The organism is Sphingobium sp. PAMC28499 (genome assembly GCF_004795815.1).
In the GTDB taxonomy this organism is placed as follows: Bacteria; Pseudomonadota; Alphaproteobacteria; order Sphingomonadales; family Sphingomonadaceae; genus Sphingobium; species Sphingobium yanoikuyae.
The window spans coordinates 1,028,769-1,045,837 of sequence record NZ_CP039248.1 but is presented as its reverse complement, the minus strand read 5'-3'; the positions used below and the strand labels follow the sequence as shown (position 1 = coordinate 1,045,837).

14 protein-coding genes are annotated in these 17,069 nt (G+C 60.6%); 5 read left to right on the top strand and 9 right to left on the bottom strand.

The window, feature by feature from the left end:
• The first annotated feature begins 114 nt into the window (after positions 1–114).
• Positions 115–1,935, top strand: a complete 1,821-nt coding sequence (locus E5554_RS04950; protein ID WP_247594379.1) for an ATP-binding protein — start codon at positions 115–117, stop codon at positions 1,933–1,935.
• Positions 1,936–2,096: 161 nt separating this feature from the next.
• Entirely contained in the window at positions 2,097–2,945 is an 849-nt protein-coding gene (locus tag E5554_RS04945; RefSeq protein WP_136186139.1) for a transglutaminase family protein, read from the top strand.
• A gap of 167 nt (positions 2,946–3,112) precedes the next feature.
• On the opposite strand, the gene E5554_RS04940 is transcribed toward E5554_RS04945, so the two are convergent.
• Genes E5554_RS04940 through E5554_RS04930 form a run of 3 tightly spaced genes read right to left on the bottom strand, consistent with a single transcriptional unit; the run spans position 3,113 to position 6,886 of the window.
• Positions 3,113–5,134: a M3 family metallopeptidase gene (locus tag E5554_RS04940; protein WP_010336624.1), complete on the bottom strand. Its 2,022-nt coding sequence runs from the start codon at positions 5,132–5,134 to the stop codon at positions 3,113–3,115.
• Positions 5,127–5,942 carry a transglutaminase family protein gene (locus E5554_RS04935; protein ID WP_136186138.1) on the bottom strand — a complete coding sequence of 272 codons (816 nt, stop codon included), beginning with the start codon at positions 5,940–5,942 and terminating at the stop codon, positions 5,127–5,129. The genes E5554_RS04940 and E5554_RS04935 overlap by 8 nt, the downstream gene beginning before the upstream one ends.
• Positions 5,936–6,886 carry a transglutaminase family protein gene (locus tag E5554_RS04930; RefSeq protein WP_136186137.1) on the bottom strand — a complete coding sequence of 317 codons (951 nt, stop codon included), beginning with the start codon at positions 6,884–6,886 and terminating at the stop codon, positions 5,936–5,938. Before E5554_RS04930 ends, E5554_RS04935 begins: the two co-directional genes overlap by 7 nt.
• A gap of 32 nt (positions 6,887–6,918) precedes the next feature.
• Here E5554_RS04930 and E5554_RS04925 point away from each other — a divergent pair, with 32 nt between their 5' ends.
• The gene (locus tag E5554_RS04925; RefSeq protein ID WP_136186136.1) at positions 6,919–7,677 is read left to right on the top strand and encodes an N-formylglutamate amidohydrolase; all 759 of its coding nucleotides are present in this window, start codon (positions 6,919–6,921) and stop codon (positions 7,675–7,677) included.
• Positions 7,678–7,735: 58 nt separating this feature from the next.
• Here E5554_RS04925 and E5554_RS04920 read toward each other — a convergent pair whose 3' ends face one another.
• Complete coding sequence (locus E5554_RS04920; RefSeq protein WP_136186135.1) at positions 7,736–8,029, bottom strand: hypothetical protein; 294 nt, start codon at positions 8,027–8,029, stop codon at positions 7,736–7,738.
• Positions 8,030–8,310: 281 nt separating this feature from the next.
• Positions 8,311–8,865, bottom strand: a complete 555-nt coding sequence (locus E5554_RS04915) for an opacity protein (protein ID WP_136186134.1) — start codon at positions 8,863–8,865, stop codon at positions 8,311–8,313.
• A gap of 328 nt (positions 8,866–9,193) precedes the next feature.
• On the opposite strand from E5554_RS04915, the gene E5554_RS04910 reads away from it, so the two are divergent.
• On the top strand, positions 9,194–10,954 hold the full coding sequence (locus tag E5554_RS04910) for a GGDEF domain-containing protein (protein WP_136186133.1): 1,761 nt from the start codon (positions 9,194–9,196) through the stop codon (positions 10,952–10,954).
• A 76-nt stretch (positions 10,955–11,030) separates the two neighbouring features.
• Here the strand turns inward: E5554_RS04910 and E5554_RS04905 are convergent, their stop codons facing one another.
• Positions 11,031–11,240 (bottom strand): hypothetical protein, encoded by a 210-nt coding sequence (locus E5554_RS04905; RefSeq protein ID WP_097385136.1) that lies wholly within the window; start codon positions 11,238–11,240, stop codon positions 11,031–11,033.
• 265 nt (positions 11,241–11,505) lie between these two features.
• Here E5554_RS04905 and E5554_RS04900 point away from each other — a divergent pair, with 265 nt between their 5' ends.
• Positions 11,506–12,225, top strand: a complete 720-nt coding sequence (locus tag E5554_RS04900; protein WP_136186132.1) for a glutathione S-transferase — start codon at positions 11,506–11,508, stop codon at positions 12,223–12,225.
• Between the two features lie 9 nt (positions 12,226–12,234).
• Here E5554_RS04900 and E5554_RS04895 read toward each other — a convergent pair whose 3' ends face one another.
• Genes E5554_RS04895 through E5554_RS04885 form a run of 3 tightly spaced genes read right to left on the bottom strand, consistent with a single transcriptional unit; the run spans position 12,235 to position 17,067 of the window.
• Complete coding sequence (locus E5554_RS04895) at positions 12,235–13,083, bottom strand: formate/nitrite transporter family protein (RefSeq protein WP_136186131.1); 849 nt, start codon at positions 13,081–13,083, stop codon at positions 12,235–12,237.
• A 49-nt stretch (positions 13,084–13,132) separates the two neighbouring features.
• On the bottom strand, positions 13,133–14,977 hold the full coding sequence (locus E5554_RS04890; protein WP_136186130.1) for an acetyl-CoA hydrolase/transferase C-terminal domain-containing protein: 1,845 nt from the start codon (positions 14,975–14,977) through the stop codon (positions 13,133–13,135).
• A complete protein-coding gene (locus E5554_RS04885; RefSeq protein WP_247594378.1) occupies positions 14,974–17,067 on the bottom strand; it encodes a 3-hydroxyacyl-CoA dehydrogenase NAD-binding domain-containing protein in 2,094 nt (697 codons plus the stop codon). The genes E5554_RS04890 and E5554_RS04885 overlap by 4 nt, the downstream gene beginning before the upstream one ends.
• Positions 17,068–17,069 lie beyond the last annotated feature (2 nt).

Sequence of the window (17,069 nt, the reverse complement as noted above, 5' to 3'; positions counted from 1 at the left end):
TAGCGACCGCGCGGCACTGGGGCGCGTGATGTCTGCGGCCAGAACTCACCGGAACTTTTCGTGCATATGCCTCTTTTGGCGTGAAGCGCGGCCGATGATGGCGGCATGGGAGCAATGATGACTGTCACATATCGTGGGCCGCAGATATTGCCGCGTGGGTCGCAAGTTCAGGGCCCGGCCAGGGAACCGTCCGATATCGAGTTGCTTCACGCGATCAGCGTTACGCTCATCGCCGAGAATGATCGGTTCGAACTCTATGGCAAGATCGTGGAGGCCGCTGTTGCCATCACCGGCTCCCAGTTCGGGACGATGCAACTCCTTTGCCCCGCCGATGATCCTTCGGGACATGGGGGGCAACTCCAGTTGCTGGCGCACAGAGGCCTGCCGGCAGAAGCGGTCGGGTTCTGGCAGTGGGTCAGTCCAGCAGCCTACAGCAGTTGCACGCTAGCCCTGAAAATGGGTCAGCGCGCCATTGTTCCTGATTTCGAGAAATGGGCCGATATCGCCGGGACTGCCGACCTCGATGCGTTTCGCGCCGCGGGCATCCGCTCGGCTCAGACCACGCCGCTTCTCTCGCGCACCGGCCGCTTGCTCGGCATGATCTCCACCCATTGGGATCGTCCGCATCATCCTTCCGAGCGGGACCTGCGTCTGCTCGATATCCTCGCCCGGCAGGCCGCAGACCTTCTGGAGCGGACCATTGCGGAAGAACAGCTGCGCCTTCTCAATGACACGCTGGAGGCGCGTGTCGAGGAGCGTTCGCGCGAACTGTCCTCGGCTCAGGATCAGCTTCGCCAACTTCAGAAGATGGAAGCGATCGGGCAACTGACAGGCGGCGTTGCGCATGATTTCAACAATCTTCTCACCATCATCCGTGGGTCCGCCGACCTTCTCGCGACCCGCGAGCTGCCGCGCGAGAAGCAGAAGAAATATATTGATGCCATCTCGGAGACCGTGGACCGTGCGGCGAAGCTGACGAGCCAGCTTCTCGCTTTTGCGCGCCGCCAGGCCCTTCGACCAGAGACGTTCAATGCCGCGCGCAAGGTTGAAGCCGTTGCGGATATGCTTCGAACGGTCGTGGGTTCGCGCATTGCCCTTGTTGTCGACCCGATCTGCACCTCCTGTTTTGTCGAAGTCGATGCGAGCCAGTTCGAAACCGCGCTGATCAACATGGCGGTGAACGCACGCGACGCGATGAGTGGAGAGGGACGGATTACCCTGTCGGTGGAAGCGGCCGGATCAATCCCGGCCCGCGGCGGCCTCGCGGCTGCCAGGGGCGATTTCGTCAGGATTTCCGTGACGGATGAGGGTTTGGGCATGAGCGAAGGGCAGATAGAACATATATTCGAGCCATTCTTCACGACCAAGGAGGTGGGCAAGGGTACGGGTTTGGGACTGAGCCAGGTCTATGGCTTTATCAAACAGTCCGGTGGCGAGATCGACGTTGCAAGTCGGTTGGGTATCGGGACGACGTTCAGCCTCTATCTGCCGCGGGCTGCCGCGCCACATTCCCTGGAGGATGTCACGCCGTCAGGACGTTGCGCCATCCAGCATGCGAATATTCTGATCGTCGAGGATAATGAGCCGGTCGGAGACTTCGCTTCGCAGCTCCTCGAGGATCTTAGTTACAAGACGTGGCGTGCGGCCAATGCTCCTGAGGCGATCGCGGTGCTTGAGCGTTCGCACGGCAATATCGATATCGTTTTTTCAGATGTCGTCATGCCCGGGATCGATGGTCTGGAGCTTGGGCGTCAGATCCGGGCGCGCTGGCCGGAAATCCCCGTGGTGCTCACCAGTGGCTATAGCCATGTCCTGGCTGATGATAGCCGCCATGGCTTTCCACTTCTGCACAAACCCTATTCGGTGAATGAACTGTCCCGACTGTTGGGAGAGATATGCATCGGCGAAGAACGAAAGCATCAGGCGGTAATATAGCCCCTGCGCGGATACCAATTATTGCGAATATAATTGAATAGATCATCTTTTGATCAAATAATGAAGGTTTAACATTTGTCGGATGATTTCTGGACAAAGAAACCATCGAATGACCTGTAGATTTTCATGTCTAGATCGCGCCTCGAATTGGAAAGGCAGTTATGCTCATTCGTGCTGGCTATGAACTGGTCCTGGAAACCGGTGCTCCTACGCCGTTAATTTCCCTCCTCACGATCCGACCGTCCAGGTTTCCCGATCTTCGTACCCCCCACAGGATCAGGACAGGCGCGCCGATCCCGACCCATGATTACCGTGACAGCTTTGGCAATATCTGCACACGCATGACCCTGCCGGCAGGTCGCACCACCCTGTCATGTGACTTCACGATTGCCGATAGCGGCCTGCACGATCGCCAAAGTCCATCGGCAGTCCAGCATGAAGTTCGGGATTTGCCCTCGGACGTCCTCATCTATCTCATGGGCAGCCGCTATTGCGAGACCGATCTCCTCTGCCAGAAAGCCTGGTATCATTTCGGCCATATCGCGCCCGGGTGGCAGCGTGTGCAGTCCATTGTCGATTTCGTGCACCAGCATCTGACCTACGGATATCAATATGCGCGATGCACCAGGACCGCTTGGGAGGCATATAATGAGCGGGTTGGCGTATGCCGGGACTTTGCCCATCTTGCAGTGGCCCTATGCCGGTGCATGAACATTCCGGCACGATATTGCAGCGGATATCTTGGCGATATCGGCGTCGATCCGGTTGATGTCCCAATGGATTTCCACGCCTGGTTCGAAGTGTATCTGGGTGGTGAGTGGCACAGTTTCGATGCGCGGCATCATGTCCCTCGCATAGGGCGCATCCTGATGGCGTGCGGACGCGACGCAGCCGATACCGCTTTGACCACGGCGTTCGGTCCGATGCGACTGGCCTCGTTCAAGGTTCATACTGATGAGGTGATCCAGACCGGACAGCATGTCGACACCTCGGTGACCATCGCCGCCTGACAAGGTCCCTCGATGGGTCTGCTACCCTTGCATGAGGACATGCAGCCCGCTTCTGTCCGTTATGCGCTCACCATGAATGCCATGTGCAGCGCGGCGGTTGGCGAAAGGCGTGATTGGCCGCAACCCGTGGTTCACTCTTGGCAAATCAGCTTGCGCGCTAGGGGCGTTCAGGCGTCGAGAAGATGCCTTGCTCGCATCAAGGCCGTTCCGTCGGGCGCGCGTCCCAGGAAGGCCCGGAAAGACTCCATGGGATCGCGGCTATTTCCTGCAGCGAGTATCTCTTCGCGGAACCGCGATGCGAGACGGGGGTCAAAAATATCACCGGTTGCGACAAAAGCCTCAAATGCGTCGGCATCCAATGCTTCGGACCAGGCATAGCTATAATAGGCAGCCGAATAGCCACCATCAAAGATATGCGTGAAATAGGGAAAGCGATGGCGCAACCCGACCGCGCGGGGCATTGCGAGCGCATCAAGCTGCGCCTCGACAAATGCGCGAGGATCGATCTGCGCGTGCGGTTTCTGGTGGATGGCAAGGTCCAGCAATGCGCAGCCGATCAATTCCACGGTGGCAAAGCCCTGACCATAAGCCTCCGCTTCGCGAATGGCGCTGATCAGATCGTCCGGCATCCCAAGACCGGCGAGCACCTGCGGGCTGACAATCCAGTTCTCCATGAACTTGCTGGGAAACTCCACGAAGTCGCGGGCAACCGCAGTTCCGGATTGGCTGGGGTAGGTGACCCGTGAAAGAAGCCCATGCAATGCATGGCCAAATTCATGAAACAAGGTGCGCGCCTCATCAATCGAAAGGCGGGTCGCACCCCGGTCGGGTGGCGGAGCAGCGGCGAAATTGGCGACCAGATAGACGATCGGGCGCACGTCGCCATCCATCGCTTCTTGCACCCGCAGGCTTCCCATCCAAGCGCCACCATGTTTTTCCGGGCGGGCCAGATAGTCGGTGAAGAGCAGACCCACAATGCTCCCGTTGCTCTCCTTCACTTCCCAGGCCCAGACGTCCGGATGATAGCCTTCTATGTCCGCACGCCTGTAGAAGCTCAGGCCATAAAGTCGGCCGGCTGTGTCGAATGCTGCCTGCCGCACCGCATCGAGCCGCAAATGCTCCGCAGCTGCCGCAGTATCGAGCGCGTAACGGGTGCGTCGTACCTGTTCCGCGTAAAAGCGCCAGTCCCAGGGCGCGAGGCGGAAATCGCCGCCCTCCGCATCGATCAATGCCTGCAGTTCAGCAGCTTCCTGCGCTGCGCGCCGTTTGCCCGGCGCCCACAGCTGGCGCATCAGCGCGCTCGCCGCTGCCGGATCATGCGCCATGCTGTCGGCCAGCGCATAATGCGCATGGTCGGCATAGCCCAGCAGGACCGCCCTCTCCCTGCGCAACGCGAGCATTTCGGCGATGATGGGCCAATTATCATGTTGGTCGCCGTCGCAACGGGCGGTGAAGGCCCGCCATAGGGCCTCGCGCAAGTCGCGCCTCTTCGAAAAGGTCAGAAATGCCTCCAGGTCGGTGCGATCGAGCGTTATGTGATAACGGTCTTGCACCCCCTTCGCTGCTGCTCGCGCCGCAGCCGCCTCGCATATTGCGCTCGGCAGTCCCTCAAGCTCATTCTTCTCCAGATCGAGCACCCAGGCATTTGTTGCGGCAAGCACATTCTGCCCGAATTGAACTGCTAGGGCAGACAGGCGAGCCTCGATAGCGGCAAAGCGGTCCTTGCCAGCCCTCGTCAACGCTGCGCCGCCTCTAAGGAAGCTTGCATAGCTATCCTCCACGAGGCGGACCTGTTCCGGGGTGAGGCCGCTCTCGTGCCGTGAAGCATGGACTGCGAAGACGCGCGCTGCCAATTGGTCATTATGGCTTATGGCGACGGCATGCGCGCTAAGTCGCGCCGAAATTTCAGCTTCCGCCTCGCGGATGGCCAGCGTGCCCTTCGCCGAGGACAGGGCCCAGAACAACCGCCGGACGCGCGCGAGCGGCTCGCCCGACCGTTCCAGTGCGGCAATCGTATTCTCGAAGGTCGCGGGCGCGACCTGCTCGCAAATCGCATCAAGTTCAGCCTTATGCCAGGCGATGCTGGTCGTGACCGCGCGAAGGAACTGGTCATCGCCTATCCGCGCAAAAGGTGGCGCGCCAAGCGGGCCAGTCCAGGGTTGGAGAAGCGGGTCGCTTTGCTCAGTCAAGGGCGGTTACTTCCTGGGTGTGCACCTGAAATCGCACCAGCTTTGCCGGGCCAAAAGCGGTCGTCAAGGCTACGTCGGTGGCGTCGCGCCCGCGCGCCATCAGGATCCGGCCGATACGCGGGCGATTATGGCGCGCATCATGGGTATACCAGGCGCCATCGATATAGACATCGAACCATGCGCTGAAATCCATCGGAGCATCTACCGGGGGCACGCCGATGTCGCCGAGATAACCGGTGCAATAGCGAGCGGGGATATTCATGCAGCGGCACAAGGTTATGGCGAGATGGGCGAAGTCACGGCACACGCCCTTTCGCTCCTGATAGCCATTCCAGGCGGTCTTGTCAGCGCGCGCATGCTGATAGCCAAATTCAATATGATGATGCACGAAGCCCACGATCGCCTCCACCCTTTCCCGCGCGATGGCCAGATGACCAAATTGAGCCCATGCCACGTCCATCAGACGGTCGGTTTCGCAATAGCGGCTGCCCAGGAGAAAGGGCATGACGGCATCTGGAAGCTCTTCCACCGGCATCTGAGGACCACTGGGCGAGCGCTGGTCGGGATCTCCGCTATCCTCGATCACAAAGTCGCATGACAAGCGCACATTGCCCGGTGGGATGGTGAGCCGGGTGGCGACATTGCCGAACCCGTCCTCGAATTGATAAAGCGGAATGTCGGGCGCCGCTATAAGCCGCTGCGGCGTTCGCAGATCCTGATGGCGCGAGGGATGCAGGCTGAGCATGGCCATCATCGCCGTCCGGTTCTCGGTCGAGAATTCGATATCATAGCCGCACCGGATCAGCATGTCGGGTTCGTTTCCTGATTGCCGGCAAGCCGGCTGTTGATGGCGCCATGGCCGGAGAGCGAGAATGGTTCTGGATCGGCACGACTGACGTTGACGCTCACATCCATCCCCAGAAAGCTTGCAGGCAGGCCGAACCAGGTGCCCGACAACGGTAGCGCCTGATACGGGTCGCGTGCGATCGCCACGCGGATCAAGCCGCGATTGCCGATGATCCCATTTGTCGGATCGAATTCCACCCAGCCAGATCCGGGCAGGAAGATACGGACCCAGGCGTGGGTGTTGCCGCCACCGACCAGCCCTTCGGTGCGCGATGGGTTATAGACATAGCCCGACACGAAGCGGGCGGCGAAGCCCAGCGCCCTGACAGCCTCAATCATCAGCACGGCAAAGTCACGGCAGGTCCCCTGCCGCTTGCGCAACGTCTCCATAGGAGATTGGGTGCCCTTTTCATGTCTTGGCACATAGGTGAAGTCACGCTGGATGCCTGTCGCGATCCGCGTCAGGAGATCGATGGTCGCTGTATCACCATGATTGCTGACGAAACCTCTGGCCCAATTGTCGACGATCCGCTCGGGATCGAGATGGTTTCGTTCGATCGACCGCAACAGATCGGGCATGTCTTCCGACGAATAGGTGAAGGGGAAAAGCCGGGCATAGGGTTCGACGTCGACCTGCTGCTGCGTCAAGGGTGCATGCTCGAGCGTGACCTCGCTCGCGACTTTCAAGTGCGACGTGCGTTTGTCAAACAGAGCAATGGCCACGGAATTTCCGAACACATCATGCAGCCAGCGCAATTCACAAGGTTGAGGATCGATGTCGAGCCGCGCGCGGAGCAATCGCTGGTCGAAGGCCTCGCGCGGCCGCATCATGATGCGATGTTCGCCCAGCGACACCGACTGCTGATAGCGATAAGTCGTCACATGTTCGATTGTGAGCAACGGCATGAAAGGAAGTTCCCAATGGGCAGGGAGAAACCATGAATCTACTGGTGCCAGCCGATCCCGCGCCCTTCACCGTCATCAACGCGAACGGCTCCTCCCCGTTCCTCCTGACCGGAGATCATGCAGGGCTCGCAATTCCTTCGGCCCTGGGTGATCTTGGCGTAGGCCCGGCCGATTGGTCTCGGCATATCGCAATCGACATAGGCGTGAGAGAGATGGGGCTGGAACTGGCGCGTCTCCTCGATGCCCCTTTCATCTTCCAGAATTATTCGCGATTGGTGATCGACTGTAATCGCGATCCCGCGCGCGACGACGCGATACCTGCGTCGTCCGATGGGACCGATATCGGTGGAAATCAGGGTTTGACTGAAACCGACAGGCTGGCGCGTGTCACCTCCATCCATGCTCCATATCATTCCGGCATTTCAGAAATGATCTCAGCTCGGCTGGCAGCGGGGCAGGAGACAATCCTGCTCGCGCTCCATAGTTTTACCCCGATACTGGACGAGATGAGGCGCCCCTGGTCGGTGGGCGTCTTGCACGCCGCCGGCCGGATCGATTTTGCGATTTGCCTGCTGGACGCGCTACGCCGGTTGCCGATCAAGGTGGGCGACAATGCTCCCTATGCCATGGATGAAACCGATTACAGCATGCCCTTCCACGCCCTTTCAAATGACCTTCGCTACGCTGAAATCGAGGTCAGGCAGGACCTTATTTCCCAAGGCCAGGGGCAATCCTTCTGGGCGGCGCGACTGCGCGATGCGATGGAAGAGGCCTGGCAGCGGCTCACATAGAATATGCTGACACAATGGTGAGCGCATCGCCTCGCTGTTCAAGAGAAGTTATAGGCTATCAGGCGTTGACCGCGACCAGCAGACACTGTTCCTGACCCAAAGCCGCTTCGTCCGACATTGTTGCTATGCCCCGCCACCACTCGATGCCCGGACTGCGGAACATGGCAAGGCTACCCGTTCGGGGGCGCGCATTCCAGTGCACGCCGTCAAACGCAAAACGCCAATAGGAATCGCAGTTGAGCGGTACATGCCAGAATGCAGGCTCTTCGCTCGCGCTGTCTGCGTGCAGAACACGAAGCTCGCTCGGCACATCCCGACGGCTGCCATCGGGGAAGCGAACCTCGATCGTCATGCACAAGCCTCCAAAATGCTGCAAAGAGCGCAGTAGCCCACGCAAAACGCTTTGGTATTCAACGGGTTCACGGTACGGGCAGAAAATCTTCAGATCATGTGGATGAGCCCGGCACATTCGGGCTGAATGGGAGAACGGGCCGCTGTAGTTGCCCGCTCTACCCCATGGCAGCGCCCATCTTTCGCTCAAGGCGCATGCGGCCCAGAAGCGGCTGTGCGATCAGCCTTTGCGCCCTGGGGGAAGGCCATATCTTATTCCTTCCCCTGGAACTGTGGTAATTTTCAGAAGTGGAAAATGACGCCAGCCATGGGACGGAAACTGTCCCAATCATAGGTGTCGACCTGCACGCGCAGGCGGACGCCGCTGCTGCCAGTGACCCCGCCAAGGCCGATCTCCTTTGGCCCCACCTCGACACCCGCACCGTACATCCAGTCCTTCTCGTCGGGCCAGCCGCCTTTGCCATTGACCCACTGATAGCCGGCCGAGGCGTAGATCAAACCGCTCTCGCCTGCGCGGGCGCCTACACGGCCCTTCACGCCATATTCCCAGTCGATGTCGCTAAAGCCCTTCGAGGCGTTCCCTTCCACCCCGACGAACACCGGCCCGAGCGGCACATTCACGCCCGCGATGCCGCTGATCAGGGCACCGTTCATGATCGTCTCGCCCGGAACGCTGCCGAACTCGGTCCCGCGGTCGAAAGTGTGATAACCGCCCAGAATGCCTACATAGGGTTCAATACCGAAGGCTTTGCTGCCATCGGGTGTAGTGTCGTCCTGGGCCATGGCAGCAGTCGGTAGTGCCAGGCAGCCCAGCAACGGGAGAATGATCTTCTTCATGATGTACGTCCCTGTTTGATTATGTCCACGAGGCTCAAACTAAAGGGCATGCACCGGGGTTGCCGCGTGCGAAAACAATAATGCTAATGTGGCAATTTTGACACTATCAGAGCGCCCTCGCCAAGGTCTATTGAGGCAGAAGACATGTATGGAGCGGCATTCGAAATATTCATTTCGATATCGTCATGGATTTAGCGGCAGGATTTTCATGAAGCCCTTCGTCATTTCATGGTGAGTGTTGACGCGAGCCGGGCGGATTGCTGCCCGTAGGTGAGCCAGTGGCAAAGTGCCCAGTATATTTACGCATTTTCATGCTAGAGGGGCCGCGATGAATGCGCGGATTCTGATCAGGGGTCTATCCCGACATGGGCTGGCGATTTGCTGCGCCATGCTCTCGATCGCACTACTGATCCTGGGCGGGGCACAGCCTGCGCGCGCTGAATTGCTACGCATTGGCGATCCTCTATGTCATGCAGTGAGCCGATCGATCGCCCCTGACGACACGCGCCCCTCCCATTTTGTCTGCAATGGTGATCCTGATGGCTATCAGAAGGGCACATTGTGGCTCCATGCCGCCTTGCCCCAGGGCTCGCGCGATCATGAGGATCTGTCGCTGATCATCCACAGCTCTCGATTTGATCGGCTGGTCGTGCGCTTCATCTATCGTGACGGTGCCGTCGAGCAGCAACATGTCCGGAGCGGCAATTTCGGGACCTATTGGAGAGCTGGCGGCCAACTCGCGTTCCGCGCGCCCTATCGCGACGTTCCTGTCGTGGCCTTCACCTTGAGATTTGACAGAGTGGCGAGCGCGCATCTCCTGCGGATGAGGCTTGTCGAGCGCGGTGAAGAAGCCACCCAGACAACTGGCCTGGCTACCTTGACCGGTGCTGCGCTCGTTCTGCTGATTGTGGGCGCGATTTATAACGCCTCACTGGCTCTTGCCGTTCGTCAGCAACATGCCGGCTGGCAGGCTGCATGGGCATGCTGCATGGTCATATGGGGGGCGTGCTGGTCGCAACTTCATCTGTTCTTCTTTCCCTCGATGGCGGGCGCGGTATCGGCACAAATCTGCACTGGTCTCTCCTGTCTCGCCATCACGCTCGCCACTTTGAGCGCCGTCACTGCTCTTGAAAAACAGCATCTCGATGCGGGGTTGAGGCGCACCGCCCTGGGCCTCACCGCAAGCGTGTGCGCATTGGGCATCCCGCTTTCGCTGATGCGTTCGGGGCCGTTCGACATGCTCGGCAATCTGCTGGGGTTCCTGGTCCTGGCCAATCTGGCGGCGGTCGCATCCTGTATCGGCCAGGCATGGCGACGGGGAAGCAGCGCGGCGCGGAGCCTGGGTGGGGCCTGGGCACTGCCAATGATCGTCCTTGCGTCGACCAGCTTCTTCGATGCGGACGCCATGTTCTGGGGCGGTGGGTCGCAAATTCTGGTCCTGTTCGCAGCGGCCTGGCAAACATTGTGGCTCTCCGCTGCCGCTTCGCGTGCTCATGCCCGATTGCGGATGGAACGAGACGTCGCGCGGCTCGCAGAGGCTAAGGCCCATGAGCTTGCCCGCCGCGACGTTCTGACAGGGCTGCCAAACCGACGGGGTTTCATGGAAAGAACCGGCAGGATGCTCGAAGGCTTGCCTGTATCAGGCGCGCTGGTCGCTTTGCTCCTGATCGACGTCGATTGGTTCAAGTCGATCAACGATGTCTATGGTCATGAGGCTGGCGATCACGTTCTGGCAGCTATGGGCCGCTGCATCGCGCAGCATGAAAACTCCTCCTGTGCCGTATGTCGTCTGGGCGGGGAGGAGTTTGCGATGATGGTCACAGGAGCTGAAGTTGGGAACATCGAGCAATTTGCACAAACCCTGCGCGGAACCTTGGCCGATCTGAGCCATGGCGACATCATCGGCAATCGCATGATGACGGTGAGTATCGGTGTGACGGCCTCGGCATCCCGCGTTGACTTTGGCACGCTCTACCGGCTGGCAGATGAAGCGCTTTACGACGCAAAGCGTGGGGGGCGCGATCAGATCGCAATCCGCCTGGATGAGTGGGCGGGCGCTAGCCGAAATAACAGACCGCTTTTCGCCTGACGGGGTTGCAGCGGGTTGAGGTGTCCCGGCCCGGCAACGCCTCGCCTTTGGCGCGCGCCGGGCTGGCGACCATATCTCAGAGCAGAGGCCGGTCCGGCTCGAAGTTCCACAGTCGAGGCCGGTTAGAAGCATCGCGCTGCTCACGTGCGCCGCCACCGGCACGGCGCCGCATTTCTGCAAAAATTATCTGGTCGTCACTGGTATGGCGCTCGCTTTGGATGAGAAGAAAGGCTTCCATCAGGTCCCCCTCATCCCATTGCCGAACCGAACCTATTTCATTCGACATGCGTCCCAAGCTCCCTGCGCAATTGCACTATCATTGGCGGAGAAGACCTTCTTTGAGGCTATGCCCCCCATCGAAGCTTCGATCTAATCGCCTGGCTGGCCCCCGAAACTGCTGCTGGAAACTGCTGATAGCTCATATTGGAGAACGCGAACTGCGCCACTGTGTTCCTGTGCACCATTCCAGCCCGGAGGTTGCCAGCAAGATTTTCATGGCAACCAATATGCCCAGGAAAGCCTTTTGGCAGAGGCACGGACGTAAAGGAGGGATGAGGGTGGAGAAGGATTTCGAGCTCTATTATTGGCCATTGCCGTTCCGCGGACAGTTCATCCGGGCCGCGCTTGCCTTTGCGGGCAAGAGCTGGAACGAACATGATGAGGGTGAGATCGCCGCGCTGATGCAAATGGCTGCGGAGGATCAGCCGGTGCCCTTCATGGGACCACCCCTCCTGGTTGATAATGAAACCGGATTTGCCTTGTCGCAGATGCCAGCAATCATGGTCTATCTGGCAGAGCGTCTTGACCTTGTGCATGGCGGTACCCGCGAACGCGCCTTGACGGTCAAGCTCGTCAATGACGCAAATGATATCATTGACGAACTGACGCTGGATGGCGGCCGGCAGATGTGGACGGAGGATCGATGGGCCAGCTTTATTCCTCGGCTTGTCAAATGGATGCGCATCTGGGAGGCTGTGGGCACAAGCAGCGGCCTTGAAGCTGGAAAGGGTTTCATGCTCGGCACCGCAAAACTGGATCTGGCCGATATCGTGACCGTGACATTATGGGGCACCATGGCCAGCCGCTTCAGCGCAATCGCTGCCATGCTCGCCCAACATGCGCCGGCAACGATGGGTCTGGTCCAGCGTCTGCGCGCTCATCCTGCCCTGGCGAGGCTCGAGGCAAGAAGCGTGACGCGCTATGGCGAGGCCTATTGCGGCGGGGAAATCGAGAAGTCTCTGCGCGCAGTTCTGCCTGCCGGCGACGGTTGAAACCGAACGCTATCCCCCTTCGGTAAGGTCGCTTCGCATCTGCCCATGGGCCAGGACCGCGAACAGGCCGCTACCACCGATGATGTTGCCGATGAGCGCAGGCAGAGAGAAACCGAACCAGGCCTGCTGGAAACTGACCTCGCCGCTCAACCAGAGGAAGCTGATCTGGGAAGAACCGGTGATGACATGCGAAAAGCCGCCAAGACCGATGACATAGGTCAGGAGGAAGATTACCCAGAATTCGCTGCCCTTGGCATTTGGCAAGGCCCACGCAATCGCGGCCATGATGAAGCCAGCCGGAATGCCCAGCATCAGGGTTTTCGACCAGTCCTGCCATTCGAGCTTGGCGAGAATATCGAGCGCCACGATGCGCTGTTCATGCGTGATGATGATCTCACCGGCCATCAGCGCGCTTACGAGCGTCACGCCGACAAGATTCCCAGCCAGCACGCAGGCCCACAGGCGCGCCAGACGGCCCAGATTGCTAAGGCTCGGACGGGTCGCGACCGGCAGCACCGCTGTGACCGTGCTTTCGGTAAAGAGCTGGAGCCGCCCCATGATCACTATCAGATATCCGACCGGATAGCCCAGCAGGTAGATGAGGGGCGCCCAGTCCGTGTCGGGCAGCCTTGCCCGCAGGAACAGTTCGCACATGAGCGACAGGGTGATCGCGAGGCCGGCGGCCAGGCCGGAAAGCATGAGCGCAAGGATCGGACGATCCAGCTCCTCCTCGCCCTGGAGCCGCACGACCTCATGGACGACCTTTGCCGACCCCGTACTACGCTCCTCGACATGGGCGGCCTCTTCTGCGTCAAGATCGGGGTGCGGGCTATCCTTGCCGTCCTTCATCTGCGCCATTCCCCTGTCTGTCGAAGCGACGCCTGGCCCGGTCGCCTCTTTCCTGTCCTTACTGTCCGGCACTGCGCAAGGCTCCCAGGATGAGCGCGCGATAGCTATGCTCCCTGACGCCATGGGGCGCATCCAGCCCCATGCGCTCGAGCGCGGCCGATTCCGCTTCGTCGGGCTGACCACCGCGCAGGCCGCGGGCAATCAGGGCGGCCAGTTGGGCGGGCCTAGTCGCATGGTCTGCCAGATATTGCATCGCCGGCAGGAGCCGCTGCTCGATCTGCGTAAAGTCCGTGCCGAACGGGAAGGACGGAAATGTCTCCTTGGGCATGGCCGCGCTGATCCGCTCGGGGAGATTATCCCTGTACGCTTCGGGAATGTCCCAGTCGGGCGCTATCTTGCCCGCGGACCGGGCCTTTTCCACAAGTTCGCCCTGAAAGCGGCTGTCGGCAATGGCGATCACGCGCTGGATGACCTGCTCATCGCTTTGGCCGCGCAGGTCCGCCACGCCATATTCGGTCACGACCATATCGCGCAAATGGCGCGGGATGGTTTCATGGCCATAGCTCCAGACGATATTGGACTGGCTCTCGCCCTTGTGACGCCGGGTGGCAGGCAGCGTGATGATCGAACGCGCGCCGTCGAGCTCGAGCGCCTGCGCGACGAAATTATACTGTCCGCCCACGCCGCTGACGACCTGGCCATCTTCAAGCCCGTCCGAGATCGTGGCGCCCAGCAGCGTGACCATCATGGCGCTGTTGACGAAGCGGGCCTTGTGCCGGGCCTTGCGCTTGGCCGCTTCGTTGCCGAACAGCGCATTGATATAGCTGATCTCGCGCATATGGATGCGATCGCGCAGATCCTCATCCATGTCCCGCAACGCGGCATAGAAGCTGCGCGGGCCAACGAAGAAGCCGCCATGTACGATCGCGCCATCGACTTCACGCTTGACGATGCCGGCCCTTATGAGGTCGAGGAAACAGTCGACCAGCATTTCGGTCGGCGCATATAGGCCTTCCTCAAACGGGCCCGTTTCCCATGGTTCGGGAGCGCCCAGCCGGTCGAGCGTTGCGCGATAGGCATCCGGCCGTTCCTGCCGTAGGATCAGGCTGTGGGCGATCGCGTCGCCGATCGCGCCGATGCCGATCTGAAGCGAGCCACCATCGGCTATCAGCGCGGCCACATGGGCGCCGATGGCGTGCTGGGCAGTGCTTACGGGTTGGCGTGGCGGCCCGAAGAGGGGAAAGCGTGTCTGCGCGCTGTCGAGAATGATTGCGAACCGATCGGACGGGATTTCGGCCGGACCGCGCATGAAGGGCAATTCGTCATTGACCTGACCGATCAGGGCAAAATCGGCCCGGCCCCGATCGCGCTCGGCAAGCAGGTCGAGGGTCATGTCGCTATTGCAGCTCAGGCTATAGCTGTTTCCCCGTCGCGCCACGATCTGCGCCACCACATTGACGCCCTGGTCGATCAGATAGCGCATCGCATGGGTATAGTTGGCTGCAATATAGTGGCGCTGTGCATCTCCATTGCCGAGCCGGCTGCCGGCCTGGAAGAAAAATTCATTCACCTCGATATTGGCCGGCATCTCGCCCGCACGCTGCGCTTGCGCATAAGCAAAGCGCGGATATCGGCCCATTGTCCGCTCGAACACGGGCTCGAGGAAACGACGCTCGAGGTCCGTGCCAAGCGAGGGCTGCTCGAGCGTGAGCGCCGTGAAGATACGCAGCCTGATGGCGCGATCAGCGCTGGCACGGGCGAAGAGGGCATTGACGATATGAGGCGCCTTGCCCAGGCCCAATGGCAGGCCAAGGACGATATGCCCATCAGTGCGAGCGATGATGCGGTCGGCGACCTCCTCTGCCGAACGAAGTTCGAGAGGACCGGTCCCGCCGGTCCTCATTGCAGCAAGTCCCAGCCCGGATCGGGCCGGAACCGCTCGCCATGGGCTTCGCGCAGCCCTTCCAGCACGGCTTTGACTTCGCCAATCCCGCGTGCGTGGGCATAATGGAGCGGTCCGCCGCGGAAGGGCGCAAATCCGGTGCCGAAGATCATGGCAGCGTCGATGATATCTGGATCGTCGGTCACCTGCTCGCGCAGGGTCGCGGCGGCCATGTTGAGCATCGGCATGATGAGCCGGTCCGCCATCTCCGGCGGGGGCTGCGGGGCGCTGTTCTTGACCGCATGGCCGTCCTTCCAGGCATATATGCCTTTCCCGGCTTTCCGGCCCAACTGACCCGCCAAGACCTTGTCTGCCAACCATTGCGGCGTGGCAGGTATGGGCCAGTCCAGTTCTCGCTTGAGCATGGCGGCAACCGCAAGGCCGATATCAAGGCCGACCTGATCTGCAAGTTCCAGCGGGCCCATGGGCATGCCGAAATCCATTGCCGCCCTGTCGATCGTCTCGGGCGCGATGCCCTCTTCCATCATCGTCATCGCCTCGACCAGATAGGGGGTAAGGATCCGGTTGACGATGAAGCCTGGGGCGCTGCGGGCCGGGGCCGGCAGCTTGCCGATGATGCCGACAAAGGCTCTTGCGCCCGCCTCGACCTGCGGATCGCCCCCGTCATGGCTGATGACCTCCACCAGGTCGAGCCGCGACACGGGATTGAAGAAATGGATGCCGATCAGCCGCTCGGGATGGCGTAACCCCTCGCGCAATTGCTCAAGCGGAATGGAGGAGGTGTTGGTCGCCAGGATTGCGCCGTCCTTCATGCGTGGCTCGGCGCTCGCATAGAGGGTCCGCTTGAGATCAACCTTTTCCGGGGCTGCCTCGATCAGAATGTCGGCCTTGGCGATGCCCGCACCATCCGGGTCGGGGATCAACCGATCCAGCGCATCGCGAACCTTGAGCCGATCTCCATGGGCGAGCTTTTCGTACAGTTTCGCGGCTCGGCCAAGAGCAGCGCCAATCGGCTCGGGCTTCACATCGGAAATGCTGGTGCGAAGGCCGCGCCAGGCGCACCAGGCCGCGATGTCGCCGCCCATCGCGCCCGCGCCGATGACATGGACATGGGCGATCGTCTTCGTTTCCGGCCCAGCCAGTCCCTTGAGCTTCCGGCGCAGGAAGAAGGCGCGTATGAGATTTTGCGCGCTATCGCTCATCATGAGATGCGCGAAGGAAGCGACCTCCGCCTGTTTCATCGCCTCCCGGTCGCCACCATGAGTTTCCCACAGGTCGATGAGCGCATGGGGCGCGGGATAATGGGCCAAGGGTGCCTTGGCCTCAGCCTGGCTGCGCATCTGCCGCGCCGCCAGATGGCGGACTGGCGCGGCGTCTTTCAATCGATCCAGCAATGCCTGCCGACCCTGGTCCATATCTCCTGCAACTGCGGCCATGACGGCAGCGTGGACGTGGCGTTCAGGGACGACCGCATCGACCAGCCCCATGTCTTTCGCGCGCTTGGTATCGATCGACTTGCCGGTCAGCATCAGTTCCATCGCCGCGATCGGATCGCATAAATGGGTGAAGCGCGCCGTGCCGCCGAGCCCCGGATGCAGGCCAAGCTGCACTTCGGGGAAGCCGAGCCTTGTCCCTTCGATGGCGATGCGCTGATGGCACGCCAGCGCGACCTCGAGGCCGCCACCCATGGCATAGCCGTGCATGACCGCAATGGTTGGAAAGGTCAGCGCTTCGAGCCGGTCGACGATCGCATGCGCGGCGGCGATCCGGTCCCGCACCATCGCCTCGTCGCGCATATTACGAAACTCGCTGATGTCTGCGCCCGCAAGAAAGCCCTGTTTCTTGCCGGATCGAATGACCAACGCCCGGGGCGCACGGTCGGCAATCATGTCGAGTATATGGCCAAGCTCCTCGAGCACGGCCTGGGACAGGACATTGGTTTCCGTTCCCTGTTGATCGAGGATAGCCCAGCCAATGTCATGGGCGTCGCGCGTGAGACTCCAGTGATGCAGGGCATCCGAGCGATGGGGCGCGGGACCGGTCTCCAGATCGCGATCGGCAAGAAAGGACCAGACAGGATCGTTCATCATGG